At 55.6% G+C, this 25,557-nt stretch carries 17 protein-coding genes; 4 read left to right on the top strand and 13 right to left on the bottom strand.

All coding sequences use genetic code 11. The annotated features are described in order from the left end of the window. Positions 1-99: 99 nt before the first annotated feature. From ACO0U8_RS20150 to ACO0U8_RS20120, 7 genes are all read right to left on the bottom strand, one after another. Positions 100-777, bottom strand: coding sequence for an ABC transporter ATP-binding protein (locus tag ACO0U8_RS20150; protein ID WP_056770263.1), 678 nt, complete (start codon positions 775-777; stop codon positions 100-102). After that, positions 770-1,675 carry an ABC transporter ATP-binding protein gene (locus tag ACO0U8_RS20145; protein WP_371414284.1) on the bottom strand — a complete coding sequence of 302 codons (906 nt, stop codon included), beginning with the start codon at positions 1,673-1,675 and terminating at the stop codon, positions 770-772. The genes ACO0U8_RS20150 and ACO0U8_RS20145 overlap by 8 nt, the downstream gene beginning before the upstream one ends. Continuing rightward, positions 1,665-2,543 (bottom strand): ABC transporter permease, encoded by an 879-nt coding sequence (locus tag ACO0U8_RS20140; RefSeq protein WP_082465677.1) that lies wholly within the window; start codon positions 2,541-2,543, stop codon positions 1,665-1,667. The genes ACO0U8_RS20145 and ACO0U8_RS20140 overlap by 11 nt, the downstream gene beginning before the upstream one ends. A 9-nt stretch (positions 2,544-2,552) precedes the next feature. Then, positions 2,553-3,605: an ABC transporter permease gene (locus ACO0U8_RS20135; RefSeq protein WP_421671490.1), complete on the bottom strand. Its 1,053-nt coding sequence runs from the start codon at positions 3,603-3,605 to the stop codon at positions 2,553-2,555. Beyond that, positions 3,605-5,173, bottom strand: a complete 1,569-nt coding sequence (locus ACO0U8_RS20130) for an ABC transporter substrate-binding protein (RefSeq protein WP_122095193.1) — start codon at positions 5,171-5,173, stop codon at positions 3,605-3,607. The genes ACO0U8_RS20135 and ACO0U8_RS20130 overlap by 1 nt, the downstream gene beginning before the upstream one ends. A gap of 234 nt (positions 5,174-5,407) precedes the next feature. Continuing rightward, positions 5,408-7,582 carry a TonB-dependent receptor gene (locus ACO0U8_RS20125; protein WP_421671552.1) on the bottom strand — a complete coding sequence of 725 codons (2,175 nt, stop codon included), beginning with the start codon at positions 7,580-7,582 and terminating at the stop codon, positions 5,408-5,410. A gap of 327 nt (positions 7,583-7,909) precedes the next feature. Next, on the bottom strand, positions 7,910-8,599 hold the full coding sequence (locus ACO0U8_RS20120; RefSeq protein WP_056770253.1) for a gamma-glutamylcyclotransferase: 690 nt from the start codon (positions 8,597-8,599) through the stop codon (positions 7,910-7,912). A gap of 212 nt (positions 8,600-8,811) precedes the next feature. On the opposite strand from ACO0U8_RS20120, the gene ACO0U8_RS20115 reads away from it, so the two are divergent. Beyond that, positions 8,812-8,994, top strand: coding sequence for a hypothetical protein (locus ACO0U8_RS20115; RefSeq protein WP_421671489.1), 183 nt, complete (start codon positions 8,812-8,814; stop codon positions 8,992-8,994). 316 nt (positions 8,995-9,310) lie between these two features. Then, positions 9,311-10,411, top strand: a complete 1,101-nt coding sequence (gene chaA / locus ACO0U8_RS20110; protein WP_056770249.1) for a sodium-potassium/proton antiporter ChaA — start codon at positions 9,311-9,313, stop codon at positions 10,409-10,411. Between the two features lie 88 nt (positions 10,412-10,499). Here the strand turns inward: chaA and phoH are convergent, their stop codons facing one another. The 6 genes from phoH to putP form a co-directional block, all read right to left on the bottom strand. Then, entirely contained in the window at positions 10,500-11,288 is a 789-nt protein-coding gene (gene phoH, locus ACO0U8_RS20105) for a phosphate starvation-inducible protein PhoH (protein WP_056770246.1), read from the bottom strand. Positions 11,289-12,003: 715 nt separating this feature from the next. Further along, the gene (locus ACO0U8_RS20100) at positions 12,004-13,275 is read right to left on the bottom strand and encodes a chloride channel protein (RefSeq protein WP_421671488.1); all 1,272 of its coding nucleotides are present in this window, start codon (positions 13,273-13,275) and stop codon (positions 12,004-12,006) included. Between the two features lie 176 nt (positions 13,276-13,451). Beyond that, positions 13,452-14,747 (bottom strand): iron uptake transporter deferrochelatase/peroxidase subunit, encoded by a 1,296-nt coding sequence (efeB, locus tag ACO0U8_RS20095; protein WP_056770238.1) that lies wholly within the window; start codon positions 14,745-14,747, stop codon positions 13,452-13,454. 58 nt (positions 14,748-14,805) lie between these two features. Next, positions 14,806-15,945, bottom strand: a complete 1,140-nt coding sequence (gene efeO, locus ACO0U8_RS20090; RefSeq protein ID WP_183847259.1) for an iron uptake system protein EfeO — start codon at positions 15,943-15,945, stop codon at positions 14,806-14,808. A gap of 45 nt (positions 15,946-15,990) precedes the next feature. Then, positions 15,991-16,842: an iron uptake transporter permease EfeU gene (gene efeU / locus ACO0U8_RS20085; protein WP_122095183.1), complete on the bottom strand. Its 852-nt coding sequence runs from the start codon at positions 16,840-16,842 to the stop codon at positions 15,991-15,993. A gap of 261 nt (positions 16,843-17,103) precedes the next feature. Continuing rightward, a complete protein-coding gene (gene putP / locus ACO0U8_RS20080) occupies positions 17,104-18,588 on the bottom strand; it encodes a sodium/proline symporter PutP (RefSeq protein WP_136375077.1) in 1,485 nt (494 codons plus the stop codon). Between the two features lie 531 nt (positions 18,589-19,119). On the opposite strand from putP, the gene putA reads away from it, so the two are divergent. Both putA and phoA read left to right on the top strand, forming a co-directional pair. Beyond that, positions 19,120-23,094: a trifunctional transcriptional regulator/proline dehydrogenase/L-glutamate gamma-semialdehyde dehydrogenase gene (gene putA, locus ACO0U8_RS20075; RefSeq protein WP_421671487.1), complete on the top strand. Its 3,975-nt coding sequence runs from the start codon at positions 19,120-19,122 to the stop codon at positions 23,092-23,094. Positions 23,095-23,445: 351 nt separating this feature from the next. Further along, complete coding sequence (gene phoA, locus ACO0U8_RS20070; RefSeq protein ID WP_421671486.1) at positions 23,446-24,870, top strand: alkaline phosphatase; 1,425 nt, start codon at positions 23,446-23,448, stop codon at positions 24,868-24,870. The last annotated feature ends 687 nt before the right edge of the window (positions 24,871-25,557 follow it).

Raw genomic sequence — 25,557 nt, 5'->3', positions numbered from 1 at the left:
GTCGATCTCCACAGATGAAAAGACATTTTTTTCGAGTGTAGACGGGCAACCTCAGCGCAAGAACCATCAATAAAAGCTTTGTTATTTAATAAATTAGATTTAGCTCAAAACATATCCCTTGGCCATATGCACCGCACGATCACACATATGATCAATCACGTCAGCATCATGGCTGACCAGCAACATGGTCAGATCCCCTGCGGATTTTAAATCGTTGAGCAGGTTGAGGATTTCTGCCTGCACCGACATATCCAGGGCGGAGGTCGGTTCATCAAGCAGCAGCAGTTTCGGTTTGAGCAATAAAGCGCGCACAATCGCGACGCGCTGACGCTGTCCGCCAGAGAGCTGATGCGGATAACGCTTCATCAGCGCCGGATCCAGCCCGACCTGCCGGAAACCTTCGGCAATTTTTTGCTCAATGTCCTGCTCTTTGATGATTTTCAGTGGCTCTGCCAGCGTGCGCAGCAGTTTATGTTTCGGATGCAGCGAGGCATACGGATCCTGAAAGACCATCTGCACGTCGCGGCGCAGGCTGCCGGTGAACGGTTTGCCGGGTTTGACCTGCTGCCCGAGCAGCGTCAGGCTGCCGTCCCACTGGCCGTTCAGACCCGCCAGCACCCACAGCAGCGACGATTTACCGCAACCGGACGGCCCCACCAGACCGAAGCATTCGCCCTTGTTGATGGTCAGATTCACGTTATGCACCACGGTGCGCACTTCATGCCCCATACGGTGGGAAACGCTTAACTGTTGCAGTTCAGCGATAGCTTCACTCATGGCGAGGCTCCTTTTTCAGCGACGCCAGAAGCTCGCGATCCAATACCGGCAGACGTTCACCGTGAGTAAACTTACTCGGACGACACGACCAGAGCGTCTGCGTGTAGGGATGCGTGGCATGCGCCAGCTGGTCCGCCGCAAGTTCGTCCAGCAGTTCGCCTTTGTACATCACCAGCACGCGCTCACAGTAGTGCGCCACCTGTTGTAAATCATGGCTGATGAGAATCAGCCCCATGTTGCGTTGCTCGACTAAACGCTCGATAAGCCCCAGCACCTGTTCACGCATGTCAAAATCCAGCGCCGACGTCGGTTCATCAGCGATCAGCCATTGCGGATCGTTGATCAGCGCAATCGCCAGCATCACACGCTGCCCCATGCCGCCGGAAAGCTGATGCGGATATTGCTGTTGCAGAAATGCCGGATTCGGCAGGCCGACGGCGCTGAGCATTTCCGTCACTTTTTCCTGGCGCTCTTTGCGCCCGAGACGGGTATGCAGGCGCAGCGGTTCTTCCACCTGCTTGCCGATTTTTTGCGTCGGGTTCAGCGCATGTTTGGGATCCTGCATCACCATCGAGACGCGGTTACCGCGCAAACGGCTCCACTCGCGCTCTTTCAGCGTGGTCAGATCGTTATCGCCCAGCGTCAGCTGCGTTGCGCGCATCTGACAAGGGTGTGGCAGCAGGCCCATCAGCGCGCGGGCGGTGAGGGATTTACCGGAACCGGATTCCCCGACCAGCGCCACACGCTCCTGCCCGACGTTCAGGGAGAGCGATTTCACCAGCTCTACCGGGCGTTCACCCGGCAGCCAGATGGTCATATCCCTGGCAATCAGCCGGTCGTTTTGCAGCGTTTTGGCATGATTGTGTTTTTGATGAAGAGAGAGCGCATCAGTTGCCATGTCGTGGATCCATTTTGTCACGCAGGCCATCGCCCAGCAGGTTGAAAGCCAGGCTGGCAAACAGAATTGCCCCGCCTGGTGCAGCGGCGACCCACCACTGATCGAAAATCACTTTACTGCCCTCAGCCACCATCGAGCCCCATTCGGCGGTCGGCGGCTGAATCCCCATGCCGAGGAAACCCAGACCGGCAGACGCCAGAATGATGCCGCCCAGACTGAGTGCCGCACGCACTACCGCGCTTGGCAGACACAACGGCAGAATATGGCCGAACATCAGCCGAAAACCGCCAATGCCCTGCATGCGCGCGGCTGCCAGATAATCACTGCGGCGCAGCGCCAGCGTTTCCGCCCGCGCCTGACGCGCAAACGGCGGCCAGCTGGTAAATGCCAGCGCCAGCGCACCGTTCATCAGGCCGGGGCCGAGGATGGCGACCAGCGCCAGCGCCATCACCAGACTCGGCAGTGACATCACGATATCGGTCAGGCGCATCACAATGCGCTCAAACCAGCCACCGATGTAACCGGCACTGATGCCGATCAGCAAACCGACCGGAATGGTCAGCAACAGGATCAGCGAAACCAGCAGCAGTGTCGGACGCGCGCCGTACACCACGCGCGAAAGCAGGTCGCGGCCAAAGCCGTCAGTGCCCAGCCAGTGGGCGTGCGAAGGCGGCAGCAGGCGCAGTTCGATGTGCTGAATATTCGGGTCAAAGGGTGCAAGCCAGGGGGCCAGCAGCGCGGTCAGCACCAGAATCACCACCAGCACCGTGCCGATGGAAAGTGTGGTAATGCGCCGCGCAGGTTTCCAGACGGGCGTGTCGGCCTCAGCCTCAACCTGCGTCGGTTGTTCGGGGATCATTTGTGTCATAAGCAGCCACTACCGGGTTCGCGGATCGAGCAGATAAGTAAGGGCGTCAGCCAGCGCATTAAGCAGCACGAAACAGGTGCCGATCAGCAGCGTAGCGCCAAGAATTGCCGGGGTATCGGCGGCGAACAGTGCTGTGGTCAGATAACGTCCGACGCCCGGCCAGGCAAACACCGTTTCGGTCAGAACCGCGCCTTCCAGCAGGCTGGCGTAGGAAAGCGTCAGCACGGTAATCAGCGTCCCCAGCACGTTGGGAAACACATGGCACAGCAGCACGCGCACCCTGCCCGCGCCTTTCGACCGCGCCAGAATCACATACTCTTTGTTCATTTCACCGAGCATCGAGGCACGCAGCAGACGGGTAATCCCGGCCATCGACAGCATCGCCAGCACCGTCACCGGCAACCATAAATGGCTGATGGCGTTGTAGAACATGTCGCGGTCGCCGGAAAGCCAGGTATCGATCAGCACAAAACCGGTACGCGGCGTCATGGTGTACATATACACATCGTCAAGGCGCCCCGGCCCGCCAGCCCAGTGCAGCACGGCGTAAAACAGCAACAGGCCGAGCAGGCTCAGCCAGAAAATCGGTACAGAATAGCCGAGCAGCGACACCAGTCGCGCCACGTTATCCAGCCAGCTTCCCGGCTTCCACACCGCCAGTAACGCCAGCAGAATGCCGAAACTCCCGCCGAGCAGAATGGCGCAGGTCGCCAGTTCCACCGTTGCCGGGAAGGTGCGCATCAGATCGTTGGCAACCGGCTGCGCGGTGATGCGGGAAATCCCCATATCGCCATGCGCCAGATGATCGAGATATCGGGCGAACTGCACCGGCACTGACTGATCAAGCCCTAAATCGCGACGCACCTGTGCATAGGTGGCTTCGCTGGCGTGATCGCCTGCAACCTGCAGCGTCGGGTCAATCGGCGCGAGATGGGAAAGCGTAAAGGTGAACGCCAGCAGGCCGAGCAACGTCAGCGCCAGCGAAATCACGCCGGTCAGCAGACGGCCTGACCAGCGCCAACCCTGCCGGACGAATCCGGCGGGTGTTGAACTGTCTGTCATTACTTGGTGACCTTGCTGTAGAAGACCATGTCAGGGTTGATGCCCTGCACGTACCCTTTGATGTTGTCACGCACAGCAATCAGGCTTTTGGCTTGCAGGCCGATGACGAACGGTGAGTTCTTCTGCACTTCCAGTTGCAGCTGACGGTAATCCGCCACGCGTTTGGCCTGATCCGGTTCCGCGATGGCGGCCAGCGTCAGTTTGTTCAGCGCTGGAATTGACCAGTTAGCGCGCCATGCCAGCGTTTTGCTGCCGTCTTCCGGGTTGAAGGCAAACGCCGAGGCGTTGGTGTTCGGGTCAAAGTAATCCGGGCCCCATGAAGACATGTACGCGTCGTAATCATGTGACTTCACTTTGGTGGAAATCTGCTGACTCAGACCCGGATCCAGTTTCACGGTCACGCCACCCTGCGCAAAGCTGGCCTGCAACGCCTGGGCAATGTCGAGATACGGTGGCTGATTAGAGGTGGAAAGCGTGAAGCTGACGTTAGTCAGACCGGCCTTCGCCAGAATCGCTTTGGCCTTCGCCGGATCATAAGTGTATGGCGTGTCGTTTACGGCGCCGAGGTAACCTTCAGGCAGGAATGACTGATGCACCTGGAACTGATTTTTCATCAGGTCGTGGGCGATGTGGTTGTAGTCGAACAGATAACGCGCCGCTTCCCAGAAGGCCGGGTTGCCCAGCGCCGGGGAGGCTTTGGCGTTGAACTGCATGAAATACAACGAGGCGTAAGGGATAGCCAGCGGTTTCACCCCTTTCTTCCCTTCGAGCGCGGCCATCTGGTCTGAACCGAGGTTACGCGCCATATCGGCATCGCCCTGCTCAATCAACAGACGGCGGGCCGCAGGATCAGGCACGTTTTTGATCAGGATGGTTTTCAGCTTCGGCGCGCCTTCTGGCGACGTCGGGTTAGCCGCCAGAATCACCACTTCATGCGGGATATAATTGCGGATCTGGTACGGACCGGAACCGGCGGAATGGTTGCTCAGCCACTGGTGGCCCAGATCATCCCCTGCGGCATTGGTTTTCACCAGTTTGCTGTCCACGATGGAAGACACCGGCGCAGACAACAGGCTCAGCACGAAAGACGGGCTGACGTCGGCGGTCCAGCTGATTTTTACGTGCTGATCGTCGATTTTGGTCAGGAAGGTATCGACGTTTTTGTCGTTCCAGCCCAGCTGCGTCAGGATAAATGACGGCTCAAGATTCAGTTTCACCACGCGGGACAGAGAGAAAATGACGTCATCGGCGGTCAACGGGTTGCCACTGGCAAAGGTCGCTTTCGGTGACAGCGTGAACGTCAGGCTGCGGTTATCTTTTGCCGCTTCCCAGGAGGTCGCCAGCGTCGGTTTTAAATCAATCGGATTGGTCGGGTCAGACTGCACCAGACGCTGATAAATGTTATTGAAAGCCTGCACCGTCGTCAGCTCAAAACCCTGAGCCGGGTCGAAGCTGGAGGTATCATCAATGGACTGAGCGATCACCAGTGTGTCCGGCGGTGTGGCTGCCTGAACAGAGAAAGTAGCCGCAATAGCCGTAAACAGGACGGACGGTAATAAAGCTTTCATCAAGACAGACTCTCCAAAGTAGCGAAATTGCTCTTATTTAATAACCAATACACGGAGTGTAAAGTTTCTTCAACTCCCCAGAAAGTCTGATAAATACTATCGTTATGCGAATTTTGCATAACGTTATCTGATTGGTTATTAAAGCGACGGAATGCGGGCTGGCAGGGAATTGTTACTGTACAAAAGTGGGAGAAATACTCCCTTTCGCCGTGTGGGAAAGGGAGTGGCTCAAAATCAGAAGTCGTAGGTTGCGGAGAGCTTGAATTCGCGCGGATCGCCCTGCGTCAGATAACCGCCGGTGGCGGAGGCCCAATACTTCTCGTTGGTGACGTTTTCCAGATTTGCGCGCCAGGTCAGCGTGCTCTGCCCGACAGGCATGGCATAGCGCACGCCGAGATCAAGACGCGTCCAGCCATCCACTTTCAGTTTGTTGGCTTCGTCCGCATACTGCGAACCAGAACGGATCACTTTACCGGTCGCGGTCACGCCGCTGCCGCCGGGAATATCCCACTCGCCGCCCACCACCCACTGATAACGCGGCACACCGACGGCATCGTTTCCATCATAGGTGCCGCCCTGCGTTTTGGTCATTTCCGGGTTCATCCAGGTCACGCTGCTGTTGACGCGCACACCCAGCACCGGCTCACCAAAGACGTTCAGCTCGACCCCACGGTTTCGTACTTCACCGTAGTTGCCGTAGGTGTAACCCTCGCCGGTTGCGCGGTACATACCAATCGGTTTTTTGATTTCGTACAGCGCCAGTGAACCCGCCACGCGACCAAAATCGGCTTTAACACCCACTTCGTTTTGTTTCGACGTTTCGATGCCGCTCACCTGCCCGCCGTTGGAGACGATGCTGCCGTTATAGGTGGTGCCTGCGGTTTCGCCCGCCTGTAAGGCTTCGATGTGGTTGGCGTAGAAGGAGTAGTGTTCCCACGGCTTGACCACCAGACCTAAGGCTGGTGTCACTTTCATTTCGTCAAATGACGTATTTTCCGATCCGTCGTAATTGTAGTTTTTCACCACCACGTTCTGGCGGCGTAAACCGGCAATGAACTGCAGACGATCGTCGAGTACGGACATCGTGTCAGACAGCGAAACGCCGTAGGTCCGGGTGCGGTTACGCACCAGCGGATCGCTCATGTCGCCGCCTTTGTACAAGTTGGTCAGCGGTTCACTGTAATCAACGGGGTCGTAAATGTTGGTCCTGATCGATGCCGCCGTCATGGTGTAGGCAGTTTTGTATTTGCGATACAGCGTCGAGACACCGAGGTTCACGCTGTGGTTGACGAATCCGGTGTCGAACTTACCGCGAACGCCAGCCTGTGAAGATAAGCTGTCGGCGAAATAGGGTACCGTCATGCGGCTCATGGTGGCGTTGCCGTCGTTGTCCTGCAGCGTCGGCGAACTGTATTTACCAAATTCGTGCGTATGGTTGGCGCCTGCTGCCGCGTAGACAGTCCAGTTATCGGCCACGTCATACTCGCCTTTCAGCATGCCGAATTCGTTTTCCATATCGGTCGAGGCATATTGCTGGCCGTAATTGCCGGTGGCAGAAGGCACGTCAGGGATTTTAGTGGCTTTGCCGAGATACACCACCGGACGCCCGCCGTGGACACTCGTTTTGCTCATGCCGAAATCCAGTGAGGAACGAAAGCGGTCGCCGCGGTAGTCCAGCCCGAGAGAGCCAAGCGTCAGACGCCGTTTTTCATCATCGATCGCGCTTTCCCCTTCGCGATGAACGGCGTTAACCCGCACGCCCCACTGGTTGTTATCACCAAAACGGCGGCCAACATCCACTGCGCCGCCCACCTGGGAAGACGACGTGTAATCGACCGATACGCGGTTAATTGCGGTATCCGTGGCGCGTTTTGGTTCAATGTTGACGTTCCCGCCCACACCGGTACCGCCAGGAGGTACGCCGTTGAGGAAGGCGCTGGAGCCTTTGAGCAGTTCCACGCGATCGGCAAATTCCATGGGCAAGATCTGGCGTGGCAGTACGCCGTACAAGCCGCCGTACGAAATATCATCGCCGGAGAGTTCAAAACCACGGATGACAAACGTTTCTGAATAATTGCCATAACCGTAGCCGGTTTGCACCGCAGCATCGTTATTCAGCACATCACCCAGCGTACGGCTCTGCTGATCCTGTATCAGCTTGTCGGTAAAGCTCACCACGTTAAACGGCACATTCATGGCGTCCTGCTCGCCGAGGATCCCCAGACGCCCGCCGTTGGCGATCTGCCCGTCGAGGTAAGCTGGAACAGTGTCGTTGCCGCCCGGTGAGAAAGTTTGCGGTGCTGCGCTGATGGTGATGGTGTCGCCCTCTTTCGCCGGCGCGGTCGCGGGAACCGCGAAGGCAGGCAGCGTCAGCATTCCCAGCGCAGCAGAAATAACGGCGGGTAACATTTTGCGTTTAAAAACAGGCGTACACGGTGAAACAGAAGAGTGAAAAATTTCACTTTCAGTATGCATGAGAGTTCCCTGAAAAGTTCAAATGGTAATAGTAATAATTATCAAAACGATTTGAATTATGCTTATCGGGACTCTAATTGCAACCGACTTCGGTGTAATAACCTCAGGGTAAACAGGATGTTAAAAAGGTTATTTATTGTGGGTTAGGAATTTTATTATTCGTCAGGCGGGTAATTCACTGAAATCTGGGGAATAAATAATGCGGAAGGAAAACAGACTGCGTAGGGACATCACGCAGCCTGCAAAACGTAAACAACAGCGTCAGCTCAGGCCGGGCACATCGAAGCCGGGAGAAACCGCCAGCAGCATACGCACCTGCTTCACCAGTTCACTCATGCAGTCATCGCGCATACCGTAACTCTCAAGCTCTTTCTCAAGGGCAAACAGGTATTGCGCATTGGTGCCCAACGGGCCACTCGCCCGGGCGATCAGCGGCGCAATGATCTGATAATCCGTATCCGCTTCGTACTGAGGGTGCGAGGGATCCATAATAAACACCAATGCAGTGACGATGCGCCCATCATCGAGCGCCAGTTCGCACCAGGTCGGGCGGTAACAGCCGGTGAGCATTTCACGCTTCCACAGCAACTCCAGCTCCTCGTGCAGCTTATCTTCCGGCAGACGAAATGCCAGGCCGGTCGTCTGGCCGCCGTCACGCAGCGCCAGCATACGTCCCGGCTGCGCGTGGGTGCCGCGCCCTGCCGTCAGGCGTAAACAGAAAGCACGATGATAACCGTGCAAAGTGGCAGGCCGTGCCTCTTCCGAGTCGAAGACCGGGTTCCACATCAGCGAGCCATAACCAAAAATCCACACAGGACTGTTGTCAGGGCGTCTCGCCAGCGTGCAATCGAGTGAGGCGGCGCGTTGTTCGGAGGTTAATAACATCGATTCGTCGATGCTGCCGAATGCTGTCTTACAATCTGCGTTACGCAGAAAATCTCGGGTTAACATTCATTCCCTCCTTCATTACGACGTACTTTTGAACATGCCATGCTGTTAACGCTGTGTTCTCCGTTATCGCGGTTAGTGATGGTCTGCGGGGCGATCAGATTTAAGATTTTTGGTATACCCCACTCTTTGAAACCTTATTCGTTTCTCTCGTTGCAATCAAGGTTGAGAACGATCACAAAACGAAAATAAAGTGATTATTTTATGAACATTGTATGAATGTTGAATTTGAGGCGGGAATATCACAGATAAACCGACAAGATCTGCCTCGCCGCAAGACCGGTGCTACGCTTGCGGGAGGCCATGCACAGGCCGCTTATGAATCGCCTTATCTGAGCGAAAAAAGCGGTTTTTCACCTGTTCAGCCTGTGGGTATCGTGTTTATTTACATAAGTTGACGCAATGCCTCCATAAGGTAAATATGAAAACCCAACTGATTGATTAATATTGTTTTAATTATTTAACACGGGAAGTTAAGTCTGCTTATAATCGCCTTTAATTCGCCAAACCTGCTGATAAACAGGCAGTACGTCGTTTTTTTGTGGTTAACCTGCATTATTTTCTGTTAATAGATTAATTTATCTACTATACTTAACAGGTTACACCATTACGCAACAGCGCGTTTTTACTGATAACCGACGGACAGGCGGTTATTGTTTTCTTCGTGACACCCGCTTTGCAGGGTCACGCATGTTTATAAGGAGAAAAATCATCATGGTGTCGTCTCAGGAACATCCCAAAATCAAAACCCGCCATCAGGAATATTCCCTGATTTTTCCCATTGCCGCCCTTATCGTCCTCGTTTTTTGGGGCAACAGCAGTAACTTTGCCTCGGTCGTTGGTATCAATCTCATTGCTCTGGTGGGGATCCTTGCCAGTGCATTCAGCGTAGTGCGTCATGCGGACGTGCTGGCACACCGTCTTGGCGAACCTTATGGCTCGCTCATCCTCAGCCTTTCAGTGGTTATCCTCGAAGTCAGCCTGATTTCTGCCCTGATGGCGACCGGTGATGCCGCTCCCGCGCTGATGCGTGACACCTTATTCTCGATCATCATGATCGTCACTGCCGGCCTGGTGGGCGTTGCCCTGCTGCTGGGCGGTCGTAAATTTGCGACTCAGTACGTTAATCTTGGTGGTATCAAACAATATCTGATGGCGATTTTCCCGCTGGCCGTTATCGTGCTGGTTCTGCCTGCTGCGCTGCCCGGCGGTAACTTCTCCACCACGCAGGCTCTGTTTGTCGCCGTGATTTCCGCCGCCATGTACGGCGTGTTCCTGCTCATTCAGACCAAAACGCATCAGAGCCTGTTTATTTACGAGCACGAAGATGACGATGAAGAAAGCGGCCACGGAAAGCCCTCTTCCAAAAGTAATCTGACGCACACCTTATGGCTTATCGTGCATCTGGTGCTGGTTATCGCCGTCACTAAATTCAATGCCAATCCGCTGGAAAGCCTGCTGACTGAACTGAACGCCCCTGCGCAGTTCACCGGTTTCCTGGTGGCGCTGTTGATCCTCTCCCCTGAAGGGCTGGGCGCGCTGAAAGCGGTGCTGCAAAACCAGGTACAGCGTGCGATGAATTTGTTCTTCGGCTCGGTGCTTGCGACCATTTCCCTGACCGTTCCGGCGGTGACCGTGATTGCCACCCTCACCGGTCAGGACCTGATTTTCGGCCTCGACCCGGCGAACATCGTGGTGATGCTGGCGGTGCTGATCCTGTGTCAGATTTCATTCTCGACCGGACGTACTAATGTCCTGAACGGAACGGCGCATCTGGCCTTATTCTGTGCCTATATGATGATTATTATGCTTTAACCCTGGCAGATAAACGCCATAACAAGAAAGGCCGCTCATCGGAGCGGCCTTTTTATTGTCATCAATTCGGTCATTTATGGGGAATTAATTATGAGTAAGCATTCAGCGTTCTCTGGCACAACTCAGAGCGCACGCAATCCTGTTTACCAAACTTAATGATGCCCACCATTTCGTCTTCTTCGAAACGGGATAATGCATCGCTGAGCCCTGATACTACGCCACGTGGTAAATCACACTGGGTAATATCACCATTCACAATCACCGTCACATTTTCACCCAGTCGGGTCAGGAACATTTTCATCTGACTGGCGGTGACATTCTGCGCTTCATCCAGAATAACCACTGCGTTTTCGAAAGTGCGTCCACGCATGTAAGCAAAAGGCGCAATTTCCACTTTCCCAATTTCCGGCCGCAAACAATATTGCAGGAATGAAGATCCCAGGCGACGTAATAAGATGTCGTAGACCGGGCGGAAATAAGGGGCAAACTTCTCTGAAATATCGCCTGGCAGGAAACCGAGATCTTCATCGGCCTGCAATACCGGACGTGTCACAATAATCCTGTCGATTTCTTTGTGAATTAATGCCTCAGCTGCTTTCGCAGCGCTGATGAATGTTTTGCCGCAACCGGCTTCACCTGTGGCAAAAATTAACTGCTTATTCTCTATGGCTGATAAGTAATGACCTTGAGCTTCGGTACGTGCTTCGATTACGGAGTGGTCGCGTGTATCCCGTGCCATTCCAATCGATTCCAAACCGCCCATCTGTACCAGTGATGTCACAGATTCTTCCTCGCGCTGGCGGTGACTGCGTGAGTCGCTACGAATGACTCGTTTTGCTTCACGGCGAGCTTTGATCACTGCTTTCTGTCTTCCCATAGTGGCACCTTACAGTTTGATTCACTTAACGCTAAGGCGGTTTCCCGCACGGTTATGTTTCACTCACAAATGAGGTTTTGGTCTCCTTTTAGACCAATTGAAGCCAATGAATAACGTGAAGAGGAAAATCGATCCCATTGATTAAGAAATAATCTCCTGGCTGTTTTCTTTTCACGAAGAGGCATTGTCAGTAATGAACTGAATGTCAATAATGACAAACCGCTGACCCGCACAATAAAATTGCCAGAATTAAAGCCAATGCTGTTCGCACCAGTGTGAAAGAGTCTCCCGGATTTAGGAGAAGAAGAGTCAGTTAAAGAACAGGGTTGTTGTTGCGTGGATGAAAACATCAGTGAAGAAAGATAGGAATATGCTGAAAATGCGTGACGAAATAATAAAGAGTCGGAAGCCTTGCCCTCGTTTGCAGTGACGCGACAACAACGAGTGAATGAGTGAAGCCTGTTATTTACTCTCACCAGCCCAAACAAGGACTTTACCATTCGCGCTCCCCGCAGTGTTATTAACGGCATTGGCCGTACACTCAGAAAAACCTTTTACAGTGCTGCTCAAAAACCTATTTACCGTACCACTCAAAAACTATCGCGCTATGATTTCAGTATAATGACACCTGAAATAAATGCGTTACTAAAATGTAAAAAAATTTGTAGTCTTCGTCAACAGGATCTTGAGGATCTTTTTGGGATCCTCCCTCCGGTTATTTTTCCCCGCTGATTTTACTGCATAAGGTAAAGCAGGCGATCGACCCGCTGACGGCGAAAAGAATCGGAATTAAAAAGTCATGATCAACCCGCGTAAACTCCATAATCAGCACCACCGCGGTTAACGGCATTTTCATTGAAGAGGCCAGAAATGCCGCCGCCCCGATAATGGCAAACGCACCGAGCGAGGTGCCGGGCCAGAACATATTCCACACGGCACCCAGAATACAGGCCAGCAGCGCGCCGTTAGACAGCCCCGGCGTCAGCAATCCGCCCTGCGCACCGGCGCGCAGCGTACTCCAGGTGATCACCAGTTTGCCGGCCAGCACCGTTGCCGCCAGCGCCACCGTAATCTGATTATCAAAACTGAGCTGTGCTGGCCCCTTCCCGTTGCCCAGCAATTGCGGCAACCAGCCCGCCAGAATGCCGATGAACGCAAAGTTCAGCAGATTGAAAATAATCAGCCGGGCATCGCGCGGTGCCTGCGCTTTTGCGCGGTTGGTCATGCGCGTAAACCCGTATGCGGCCACGCCAAATACCGGCCCCATCACCACTGACCAGACCATCAGCGAGGGCGTGGTATTCAGTTGCATCAGATGATACTGCGATTCATTGCCAAGCCCGATCCACGCCACCAGCGCCGCAATGGAGGAAGTCGCGATAGCCGGTAACAGCAACCGCCAGCTGAACGCGCCGAGCAACACTTCAAGTACAAACACCGCGCCACCCAGCGGCACGTTATACACCGCCGCCAGCCCGGCGCCTGCCCCGCAGGCAATCATGATCTGCGTTTCACGCACCGTCAGGCTGAACCGCCCGGCCAGCCAGCTGGCAGACACCGCCCCGATCTCGCGCGGCGCGACTTCGCGCCCGAGCGGCGAACCGAGCGCCACGGTAATAATTTGCAGCAACGCATGGAGCGTGGTGCTGACAAGAGGCATACGCGGTTGATCAGATTTCACCGCCGCCGCAATGCTGACCAGCGGCTTGCCCCAGCGGTAAAGCGCCCACCAGCCGAACCCCGCCACGGCGCCACACAAGACCAGCACCGCCAGACGCCGCGAGCGCGTGGCCTCGCTGACACCCTGTAAAAAGCTTTCGTTGCTGATGATAAAGTCGGGGCTGTAGCCAAACGCAAGGTGCTGGATGAAATGCAGCAGCAGCGCCAGCAGCATGCCGCCCAGACCGGCCAGAATGCCGGTACACAAAGTGGCTGCGGTCAGCCGCCATAACGGGCTGGTTTCTGCGGGAGGATTCAATTGGGGCATGTCAGGGTTTCACTGATTCTGTTGATGTTAGATGAACAGATTACACAAACTCAGTTAAACCGCGCATCAGCCAGAGGGCTTTTTCCACAACTAGTTTTTCACAATCGCGTGGTCACAATCGCGTGGTCACAACATACAGCGGGACTCCTCCTTCCGGCAGGAAGGAGGAGCAGGGATTACGCCTCGATCAGCGTTTGTCCGAGATAATGTTTCTCATCCTGCACACCTGGCAGCGTGAAGAAGAAGCCGCCGCCTGTCGGGCGGATATACTCTTCGAGCGGTTCGCCGTTCAGGCGTTTTTGTACCGTGAGAAAGCCTTTTTCCAGATCGTGCTGGAAGCAGACGAACAGCAGACCCATCTCCAGTTGGCCGGAATTGGTGACGCCCAGAGAATAGCTGTATCCACGGCGCAGCATCAGATTATCGTCAGTGGCCTTGGTGCGCGGGTTAGCCAGACGAATGTGCGCATCCAGTGGGATCACCTTCCCTTCCGGATCTTTAGTGTAATCCGGCACGTCGTGCTCTTTTTCCATGCCCAGCGGCGCACCTGTGGCCTTGTGGCGGCCAAAGATGGTCTGCTGCTCCTGCAACGGCGTGCGGTCCCAGAATTCGACGTGGAACGGGATAATCCGGGTGGCCTGATAGCTGCCGCCGACGGTCCAGGCCGGTTCGCCCTGATCGGCAGTAACCCAGATGGCTTTGTCCATCAGCGCCTTGTCTTTACTGTCAGGATTGGCCGTGCCGTCTTTAAAGCCCAGCAGGTTGATCGGCGTTTCTTTGCCCTGGCTGCGCGCAGCGTGGGACGAAATAAACCCGTCGCGGCGCCAGCGCACGCTGAGCAAATCCGGCGTGTATTTGATGATGTCACGCAGCGCATGAACCACGGTATCGCTGTTGTTGGCGCAAATTTGCAGCAGCAAATCGCCGTGGCAAAGTTTGGCATCAAGAGAATCGTTCGGGAAACGCGCCATGCGCTGAAGTTTCAGCGGCTTGTGCGCGGCCAGCCCAAAACGTTCATCGAACAGGGAATCACCGGCGGAGAGCGTCAGGGTGAGATTATCCGGATAAATCTCGCTACCCATGACGCCGGAATCCATCGGCGGGAATTTAGGATCCACAGAAGGCGCGGTGCCACCGGTGGTCAGGAAGCTGAAACGGGTGTCGAGCAGCCGGAACAGACGCTCCAGATCGGCCTTCGTTGTCGCCAGCACATCAAACGCCACCAGCATCATCGACGCCTGTTGTGGCGTCAGAATACCGGCCTGATGTTCACCATAGTAAGGCTGCCTGCCCCAGCGTTCGTCCGGGGACACCGTACCTGGTGTGTACTCTGGTTTTGCACCGGGTGTTTTTTCGGCCTGCACAGTGGATGCGCCGCCCAGGGCAAATGCCCCGCCTAACAATCCCACGCCTTTGAGTAAACTGCGGCGTGAAGAAGAAACGTCATCCTGATTATTGTTTTTATGACTCATTACTCTGCCTCGGAAATTTAAAAGCGCCCTTCCCGGTCAGGGGAAAGGCGCTGAAAAATCAATCTAAACCAAGAACACCACGCAGTTTGGCTAAATCTTCTGCCAGGGTGGTGATTGGCCCTTTCATTGCGTTACGGTCTGCATCAGACAGTTTTTCGTAATTCTCATAACCGTCTTTGGTTTTGTATTTATCCAGCAGCGTATCGACGGTTTTGAAGTTAGCGTCGATTTTATCCAGCAACGGTTTGTCGGCTTTTTCCAGCAACGGACGCAGCAGGTTAACGATTTTCTGAGCGCCATCGAGGTTGGCACGGAAATCCCACAAGTCGGTGCGGCTGTAACGGTCTTCTTCACCGCTGATTTTGCTGGATGCCACTTCTTCGATAAGACCCGCTGCCCCGCCGACCACTTTGCTTGGCGGGAAGGTCAGATCGGTAATGCGTTTTTGCAGATCCACCGTATCGGCGTACAACTTATCGGCAAATTTCTCGGTGCCCTGGGTGGTTTTATCGGCGAAGAGGATTTTCTCCAGACGGTGGAAACCGGTGAAGTTAGGATCTTCCGCTTTTTTCTCGAAATCGTCTTCACGGGCGTCGATGCTGCCATCCAGATCGGAGAACAGTTCGGCGATGGGCTCAATGCGCTCGTAATAAACGCGGGTAGAAGCGTACAGGGATTGCGCTTTTTTCAGGTCGCCCTTTTTAATCGCCTCAGTGAACGCTTTGGTGTGGGAAACCAGTTCACCCACCTGTTGAGTCACATAGACTTTGTATTCCGCAATCGGGCCAACCAGCGCCATGGCGTCCGGTTTGGTGGCGGCCGCTGCGCCTTCTGCGGTCACGGTCAGTTTGCCTTTTGGATTGCTCAGCAGACCGCAGGTCATGTCGTATTCGCCCGGTTCCAGGTTAGCCGTCATTTTCTGGGTGAAACCTGGCGCGATATTTTCGCGCTCTTCCACCACCATCACGCCTTTGAGAATTTCCCATTCCAGACCTTTCTGGCTGGCGTTATGCACGACAAACTGCGTTTTACCGGCAGGCACGGTCAGCGCCATCGGTTCACACTGTTTATCATTAACGGTAATTTTTACCTGACGAACATCAGCAGCCAGCACGTTGGCGCTCAGCGCAAAAGCGGGCAGAGACAACAGTGCAATCTGTAAAGCTTTACGGCGAAACAGCGGGGATGAATAGGACATGTACCACTCCATGACAAACTGTGTGAAGAGACAATTAACGTAAAATCAGCGTTGTGTTTTGTGCCCGGCAGATGCCGCAGCGGCCACAGGCGATTTGCTCTGCGGCATAAAGAACAGGAACAGCGCCGGGATCAGATACAGGAAATACACCGCGACTTCACTGACTGTCGGCGCTTCCTGATACCCGAACATGCCTTCCAGCAAGGTTCCGAATAAAGAGTGCGTGGAGAGCGTCCCGCTCAGGTCAAAGGCGATATCCTGCATACGGTTCCACAACCCTGCTTCGTGAAACGCGCGGATCGCGCCCGCAGCCAGACCGGCGGCGACAAACAGAATAAACAGGCTGGTCCATTTAAAGAATTTCGCCAGATGCAGCTTCACGCCGCCGTAATAGATGAGGAAACCGAGCACGATCGCCGCGCCCAGGCCGAGCAGTGCGCCAATCGGCGCTTCGATACCCACGTCTTGCTGGAACGCAGCCAGCAGGAAGAACACCGATTCCAGCCCTTCGCGCGCCACCGCAAAGAACACCATCGCCACCAGCGCCCAGCCCTGCCCGCGGCTGGAGTTGAGCGCGTTATCAATCGCGCCTTCCAGATGTACTTTGATTGAACGCGACACCTTACGCATCCAGAACACCATGTAGGTCAGAATGCAGACGGCCACAACCGCCACAATGCCTTCGAACAGCTCCTGCTGCTTTTGCGGAAACTCGCCGGTGGTTTCATTGATGAAAATACCCAGCGCCAGACACAATGCTGCCGCCACGATCACGCCAATCCAGACCACGCCGAGCCACTGCCCGCGCTGCGTCCGTTTCAGATAACTGGCGATCAGGCTGACGATAAGCGCGGCTTCCAGCCCTTCGCGGAACATAATGAGAAACGGAACGAACATAGCGGAACTCCCGTAGAACAAATGACTTACAGTTTGTGCAAGCACTCTGTAAAGAAAAGTAAAATCGAAACGATAGTGATTATCATTCCTGGCGAGATAAATACAAGAGGCCGCATGCTGTTTTTTGAGCACGGGAGGGGAAAAGCGCACGAAAAAATATTGCCGGTTGTTTCAGCACCCCGGATACAGGGTGCCGTAAAAGAAAACGGAGCCCTGAAGGCTCCGTGAGGTCACTGTCTGATTCACCGCCCGGGGCGAAAATCAGATGCTGTTGTATTCGGCTTCCGCCGTGTTGAAACGTTCTTCAACCGCTTTTGACGGCTTGCTGCCGGTCAGGCTGACAATCCAGATAGCCAGCGAGGCGAAGATAAAGCCGGGGATGATTTCATACAGCTCGGCCCAGCCGTACTGCTTCCACAAAATCACGGTAGCCGCACCGACCACCATCCCGGCCAGCGCGCCGTTGCGGGTCATGCGTTTCCACATCACCGAGATCAGGATAACGGGGCCGAATGCCGCACCAAAGCCTGCCCAGGCGTAACTCACCAGACCCAGCACGCGGTTTTCAGGGTTTGCCGCCAGCGCAATCGCCACCAGCGCCACCACCAGAACCATCAGACGACCAATCCACACCAGCTCACGCTGGCTCGCGCCCTTGCGCAGAAACGCTTTATACAGGTCTTCGGTGATAGCACTGGAGCACACCAGCAACTGACAGCTCAGCGTACTCATCACCGCAGCCAGGATCGCGGACAGTAAAACACCGGCAATCCACGGATTGAACAGCAGTTTCGCCAGTTCGATAAACACGCGCTCACCGTTTTGCGTCACGTTCCCCGCTTGGCCCGGATTATTGCTGAAGTACGCAATGCCGAAGAAGCCGACCGCGATGGTGCCCGCCAGACACAGAATCATCCACGTCATGCTGATGCGGCGCGCGCTGCGAATGGTACGGTGAGAATCCGCCGCCATGAAACGCGCCAGAATGTGCGGCTGGCCGAAATAGCCCAGCCCCCAGCCCAGCAGCGACAGGATAGCCACCAGATTCATGTTCTTGAACATGTCGGTGTATTGCGGGTTTTTAGCCTGAATGACCATCATTGAGGTATCAATACCGCCAACCGCGAGGATGACGATCACCGGCGTCAGGATCAGTGCAAAAATCATCAGACTGGCCTGCACGGTGTCCGTCCAGCTGACGGCCAGAAAGCCCCCGATAAAGGTATAAATGATAGTTGCAGCCGCCCCCGCCCACAACGCGGTCTGGTAGGTCATGCCGAAGGTACTTTCAAACAAACGCGCACCGGCCACAATGCCGGAGGCGCAATAGATGGTGAAAAAGACCAGGATCACCACCGCCGAGATAATGCGCAGCAGTTTGCTGGAATCTTCAAAACGATGGGTAAAGTAATCCGGCAGGGTCAGCGCGTTATTGTTGGCTTCGGTATGCACACGTAAACGCCCTGCCACCAGTTTCCAGTTCAGATACGCGCCGATGGTCAGGCCGATGGCAATCCAGCTTTCGGAAATGCCGGAAATAAAAATCGCCCCCGGCAACCCCATCAGCAGCCAGCCGCTCATGTCCGACGCCCCGGCGGAAAGCGCGGTCACCACGCTGCCTAAACTGCGGCCACCCAGAATATAATCATCAAAGTTTTTGGTCCGTAAATACGCGATGAGTCCAATCAAAATCATCCCGAAAATATAAACACAAAACGTCACCAGCATCGGTGTGTTCATTGTCATTGTTTTCTCCACTTCTTGTTATTTGTCGTGCTTATGAGCGATGCATATTCCATGCAGGCCGGCACCTGTCTGTCCTGACGCGGCAATAAACGCGGTCAAGCTCATGCCGGGGCGAGATGATGGCTGAAACCCGTAAAGGATGCAGCATTACTCTCCATATTTTTTCTTTTTACAGGTGGGTAATCAGGTTTTTATTCAAATTTCCTGTCGGGCGGATACTGGTTTAGCACACCATTGAATTCAAGATAATTAACAAATCAGATACACAAACTTCACGCTCCATCACACTTATTCTGATAACCGGTTGCACGTTACAGACGCAAAGGTTGCACCCTCCACAGCATCACGAAGGAACCCGCACAGCGGCCTCTGTGAGGTCAGCGCGGTTGTTAAGATGTTAAAAATGCCAGCCAAATCACATCAGGCAGACTTCCTGCGTGAATGAGGTTGCACAAGGTTGCAACATAGAAGATATTGCTTGCCATAAACATAATGAAATCACCTGAACCTCTTTATATGGAGTATTGGCGCATGGGTATGACGACGATGGGCGTGAAGCTGGACGAAGGCACGCGCGACAGGCTTAAAGTGGCCGCACAGCAAATTGACCGCACGCCGCACTGGCTGATCAAACAGGCGATCTTTTCCTATCTTGAACGGCTGGAAAATGGCGACGCGCTGCCGGAAATCCCCGCGCTGAACGGCGCTGCGGCTGAAAACGCCGACGATACCCCGCCGCTGACGGTTCAGGAATCACATCAGCCCTTCCTCGATTTTGCCGAGCAGATCCAGCCGCAGTCCGTCAGCCGTTCAGCAATCACCGCCGCCTATCGCCGCCCTGAGCCGGAAGCCGTTTCCATGCTGCTCGAACAGGCGCGTTTACCTGCGCCGCTTCATGACGCAGCGCAGAAACTGGCTGCCGACATCGCCACCAAACTGCGTAACCAGAAGAGCGCCAATGGCCGTGCCGGTATGGTGCAAAGCCTGTTGCAGGAGTTCTCACTTTCCTCGCAGGAAGGCGTGGCGCTGATGTGTCTGGCGGAAGCCCTGCTGCGCATTCCCGATAAACCGACGCGCGATGCGCTGATCCGCGACAAAATCAGCAACGGTAACTGGCACTCTCACCTGGGCCGCAGCCCGTCGCTGTTCGTCAACGCCGCCACCTGGGGTCTGCTGTTCACCGGCAAACTGGTGGCCACGCACAACGAGACCAGCCTGTCTAAATCTCTCAGCCGCATTATCGGTAAAGGCGGCGAGCCGCTGATCCGTAAAGGCGTGGACATGGCCATGCGCCTGATGGGCGAACAGTTCGTGACCGGCGAAACCATTGCCGAAGCGCTGGCCAATGCCCGCAAGCACGAAGACAAAGGTTTCCGTTATTCCTACGACATGCTGGGTGAAGCCGCGCTGACAGAAAAAGACGCGCAGGCCTATTTGCAGTCTTACCAGCAGGCGATCCACGCGATCGGTAAAGCCTCCAATGGCCGTGGCATTTATGAAGGCCCCGGCATTTCCATCAAACTTTCCGCCCTGCACCCGCGCTACAGCCGTGCGCAGTACGAACGCGTCATGGAAGAACTTTACCCCCGCCTGCTGTCGCTGACCTTGCTGGCCCGCAGCTACGACATCGGCATTAACGTCGATGCCGAAGAGGCCGATCGTCTGGAAATCTCTCTCGATTTGCTGGAAAAACTCTGCTTTGAGCCGGAACTGGCGGGCTGGAACGGCATCGGTTTTGTGATCCAGGCTTATCAGAAACGCTGTCCGATGGTGATCGACTACCTGACCAGCCTGGCGCAGCGCAGCCGTCGCCGCCTGATGATCCGTCTGGTAAAAGGCGCGTACTGGGACAGTGAAATCAAGCGCGCCCAAATGGACGGGCTGGACGATTATCCGGTCTACACCCGCAAGGTTTACACCGACGTCTCTTATCTGGCCTGTGCCCGTAAACTGCTGGCCGTGCCGAACCTGATTTATCCGCAGTTCGCCACCCACAATGCCCACACCGTCGCTGCCATTTATCAGCTGGCCGGTAACAACTATTATCCGGGTCAGTACGAATTCCAGTGCCTGCACGGCATGGGCGAACCGCTGTACGAGCAGGTTGTCGGTAAAATTGCCGAAGGAAAACTCAACCGCCCTTGCCGCATCTATGCCCCGGTCGGCACCCACGAAACGCTGCTCGCCTATCTGGTTCGCCGCCTGCTGGAAAACGGCGCCAACACCTCTTTTGTCAACCGCATCGCCGATGCCACGCTGCCAATCGACGAACTGATCGCCGATCCGGTTCTGGCCGTTGAAGCGCTGGCCGCCACGGAAGGACAGGTCGGATTGCCGCACCCGCGCATCGCCCTGCCACGCAATTTGTACGGCGATAAACGCGTCAACTCTGCCGGGCTGGATATGTCCAGCGAGCATCGTCTGGCCTCGCTGTCCAGCGCCCTGTTGCAAAGCGCCAGCCATACGGTCACCGCGCAGCCGATGATCGATGCGCCCACTGACGACGGCGAATTTTTGCCGGTCATCAACCCGTCTGAACATACCGACATCGTCGGGCACGTACGTGAAGCCACAGAAGCGGAAATCAGCCGTGCGCTGGACGCCTCCGCCACGGCTGGCGCCATCTGGTTTGCGACACCTCCCGAAGAGCGCGCCGCAATCCTGCAACGCGGTGCAGAATTGATGGAAGCGCAGTTGCAAAGTCTGCTTGGCGTGCTGGTGCGCGAGGCCGGAAAAACCTTTAATAACGCCATCGCCGAAGTGCGCGAAGCGGTGGATTTCCTGCACTACTATGCCGGTCAGATCCGCGAAGATTTCACCAACGACACGCACCGTCCGCTCGGCCCGGTGGTGTGTATCAGCCCGTGGAACTTCCCGCTGGCGATTTTCACCGGCCAGATCGCGGCCGCACTGGCCGCAGGCAACAGCGTGCTGGCAAAACCGGCGGAGCAAACGCCTCTGATTGCGGCGCTTGCCGTCGGTATTCTGCACGAAGCCGGGGTTCCGGCCGGGGTACTTCAACTGCTGCCGGGCAAAGGCGAAACCGTCGGTGCGCAACTGGTCAATGACGAACGCGTTCGCGGCGTGCTGTTCACCGGCTCCACCGACGTGGCGGGTATTTTGCAACGCAACATTGCAGGAAGACTCGATCCGCAGGGGCGTCCGACGCCGCTTATCGCCGAAACCGGCGGCCTGAATGCGATGATTGTCGATTCCTCCGCCCTGACCGAGCAGGTCGTGATGGACGTGGTGGCCTCCGCCTTTGACAGCGCCGGTCAGCGTTGTTCTGCTCTGCGCGTGCTCTGCATTCAGGATGACGTGGCCGAGCACACCCTGCAGATGCTGCGCGGTGCCATGGCCGAATGCCGCATGGGCAATCCGGAACGCCTGTCTACCGATATCGGGCCGGTGATTGACGCCGATGCCAAAGCTGGTATTGAAAAACATATCGATTCCATGCGCGCCAAAGGCCGCACGGTGTATCAGGCCACGCAGGAATTCGCCGCTGACCAGCAGGAATGGAACCGCGGTACCTTTGTAAAACCGACGCTTATCGAGCTGGAAAGCTTTGATGAGATGAAGAAAGAGATCTTCGGCCCGGTGCTGCACGTGGTGCGTTATGCCCGTCAGGATCTGGATAAGCTGATCGGTCAGATTAATGCCGCCGGTTACGGCCTGACGCTGGGCATTCACACCCGCATCGACGAAACCATCCACCGTGTGACCCAGCAGGCGCACGTCGGCAACATGTACGTGAACCGCAACATGGTTGGCGCCGTGGTTGGTGTACAGCCGTTTGGCGGCGAAGGCTTGTCCGGCACCGGCCCGAAAGCGGGCGGCCCGCTCTATCTTTATCGCCTGCTCAGCAGCCGTCCGCCATTTGCCGTGCAACAAACCTTGCTGCGTCAGGATCGCGATCTGCCGCTGGACACGTCCGTGCGCGACGCGCTGCTTGCACCGCACCGCGCGTTGCAGCAGTGGGCAACCCGCAGCCAGCAACCGGCCGCCTTTATCGACGTCTGCACGCGCTTCGCCGAAAGCAGCCAGGGCGGCACATTGCGCACCCTGCCGGGGCCAACGGGCGAACGCAACACCTACGCCCTGTTACCCCGCGAACGTATTCTGGCACTGGCCGATAATCAGGCCGACGCCCTGCTCCAGCTTGCCGCCATCACCGCGACCGGTTGCCGGATCCTGTGGCCGGAAGCGCCGTTACAGCGCGAACTGTTCAGCCAGTTACCCGGGGCGGTACAGGAACGCGTGGACTTCGCACAAGACTGGCAAAACGATGCGCCGGTCTTCGATGCGGTCATCTACCACGGCGACGCCGACCAGCTGCGGGAACTGTGTCAGATTATCGCCAACCGCCCTGGCGCCATTGTGTCAGTGCAGGGCTTTGCGCGCGGCGATGACAATGTGTTGCTGGAGCGCCTGCTTCACGAGCGCTCATTGAGTGTGAACACCGCCGCGGCGGGAGGAAATGCGAGTCTGATGACCATCGGGTGAGGGTTGATATCAGTGGCCGCCGCAATGGCGGCCTTTAACCCTGACCGAAACAGTGTCGGTTGCTCAATTGCAGTGTTCGCTTAACGCGTTGTGCCGACACCGCCAGAGAGGGAGGAAAGTGCCTCCCTCTTTGATCTCCCGAGTTTTTTTTCAGACATGCTTTATCGCGGAAGCGATGTACGCGCTCTGAGACTCCCCCATGTAAGGCAATCCCCGACACGTAGCCCGCAAGCCACAACATCTGTCTCCTCTGTCATAAATCCGTCATCCCTCTGACTTACCCTGCCAGTAACAAAATAAATCAAACTGTGTATTTGTATTTCTTCCGCTTTATAAAAAGGAGTTTTGACAATGCAACAACCTGTATCTCTGCTCGCCCGCGCCATCGCTGCCGCCCTGCTGCTTTCCGCTTCTGCCGGGTCTTTCGCTGATGAAAACACCGTTCTGACCGACCGTGCGGCAAAAGGCGTCCTGACCGAACAAGGTGGCGCACGCCGTCTCAGCGGTGATCAGACGGCCGCGCTGAAAGCCTCGCTTTCTGACAAAACGGTCAAAAACGTTATTTTGCTGATCGGCGACGGCATGAGTGATTCTGAAATCACCTCGGCGCGAAATTACGCGGAAGGCGCAGGCGGTTATTTCAAAGGCATCGACGCCCTGCCGCTGACCGGCCAGTACACCCATTATTCTCTCGATAAGAAAACGCAAAAACCTGACTACGTCACCGACTCTGCCGCTTCAGCCACCGCCTGGTCCACCGGCGTGAAAAGCTATAACGGCGCGATTGGCGTGGATGTAAACGGTAAGGATCACCAGACAATCCTTGAAATTGCGAAAGCCGCCGGAAAAGCCACCGGCAACGTGTCGACCGCCGAATTACAGGACGCCACCCCGGCCGCACAAATCGCCCACGTCACCTCCCGTAAATGTTACGGTCCGCAAGAAACCACTGAGAAATGCGCCACTAACGCGCTGGAAAACGGTGGCCGTGGCTCCATCACCGAACAGTTATTGCAGACGCGCGCCGATGTGACGCTGGGTGGCGGCAGAAAATCCTTCAGTCAGCTGGCCAAAGCCGGTGATTTCCAGGGCAAATCCTTGAAAGATCAGGCACTGGCGCAAGGTTATGTGTGGGTGGAAAACGCCGGTGAGCTCAGCGCGGTAACGCAAGCCGACCAGAAAAAACCGGTTCTCGGCCTGTTCTCCGAAGGCAACATGCCGGTACGCTGGCAGGGTCCGAAAGCCTCGTATCACGGCAACATTGATAAACCTGCCGTCACCTGCGAAGCCAACCCGCAGCGAACTGCGGATATCCCGACGCTTGCCGCCATGACTGAAAAAGCCATCGATCTGCTGAAAACCAATGAAAAGGGTTTCTTCCTGCAGGTTGAAGGCGCATCGATTGATAAACAGGATCACGCCGCGAACCCGTGCGGACAGTTTGGTGAAACCGTTGATTTAGACGAAGCCGTGCAAAAAGCGCTGGAATTCGCCCGTCAGGACGGCAACACGCTGGTTATCGTCACCGCCGACCACGCGCATTCCAGCCAGATCATCGAAACCGACGCCAAAGCGCCGGGTCTGACACAAACGCTGACCACGAAAGATGGCGCACCGATGACCATCAGTTACGGCAACTCAGAAGACGATTCCCAGGGCCACACCGGCACGCAACTGCGCGTTGCCGCGTTCGGTCCACACGCAGGGAATGTGGTGGGTCTGACCGATCAGACTGATCTTTTCTTCACCATGAAGGGAGCAATGGGGATTCAATGAGGGTAGAACGGTAAGGGTTAGGGGCGCGGGCTGAGTTTCAACGTCAAGACCGTGGGTTGCCACCCACACCGGCCTTAAGGGGGGCTTATCGCCGCCCCCCTTAAGAATCCCAGGCTCTTTTCACTGCGCGCTGCCGCTCGCTGGCTATATTCCAGCGGCTCCGGTTATTGCCGCAAACTCCGCCGCTACGCGGTCCTCTCATTTCAGGTTCGAACCCGCTCGGAAAAACACCCTCGCGGTTTCTCACCGTTCATTCGACGTCGTTTTGAGCGCGGCCAAAGGCTATGTAAAGCAAAACCAAACACATTTCCTTTGATTTTGAAATGCCAGTGGCCGTACAGAAAATCACGCCGGAGGGAGTGGCACCGTTTTCGACTTTTTAATTCAAAACTTAAGTCTCTATGATCTTTTGAATGACATAGCCAGTGGCCGCGCTCAAAAATCACGCCGGAGGGAGCGGTGGAAAACCGCGCGTCTGTTTGCGCGGGTTGTAACCCGAGCGGAGGGCACCGCGAAGCGGCGGGATTTTGCGGCAATAGGAGGAGTGTCTGAAACATAGCCCGCCTGCGAGAACGCAGTAAAAGAGCCCGGGGGGGTCTTGGGGGGCGGCGGCGATATGCCGCCCCCCAAGTCGGTGTGGGCCGCAGCCCCCCACCATGAAAAATAAAATTAAAAATAAAAATAAAA

This window comes from Rahnella sp. EDr1-12 (genome assembly GCF_049206505.1).
GTDB lineage: Bacteria > Pseudomonadota > Gammaproteobacteria > Enterobacterales > Enterobacteriaceae > Rahnella > Rahnella rivi.
The sequence above is the reverse complement of the archived record's forward strand: the minus strand, read 5'-3'. Positions and strand labels throughout refer to the sequence as shown.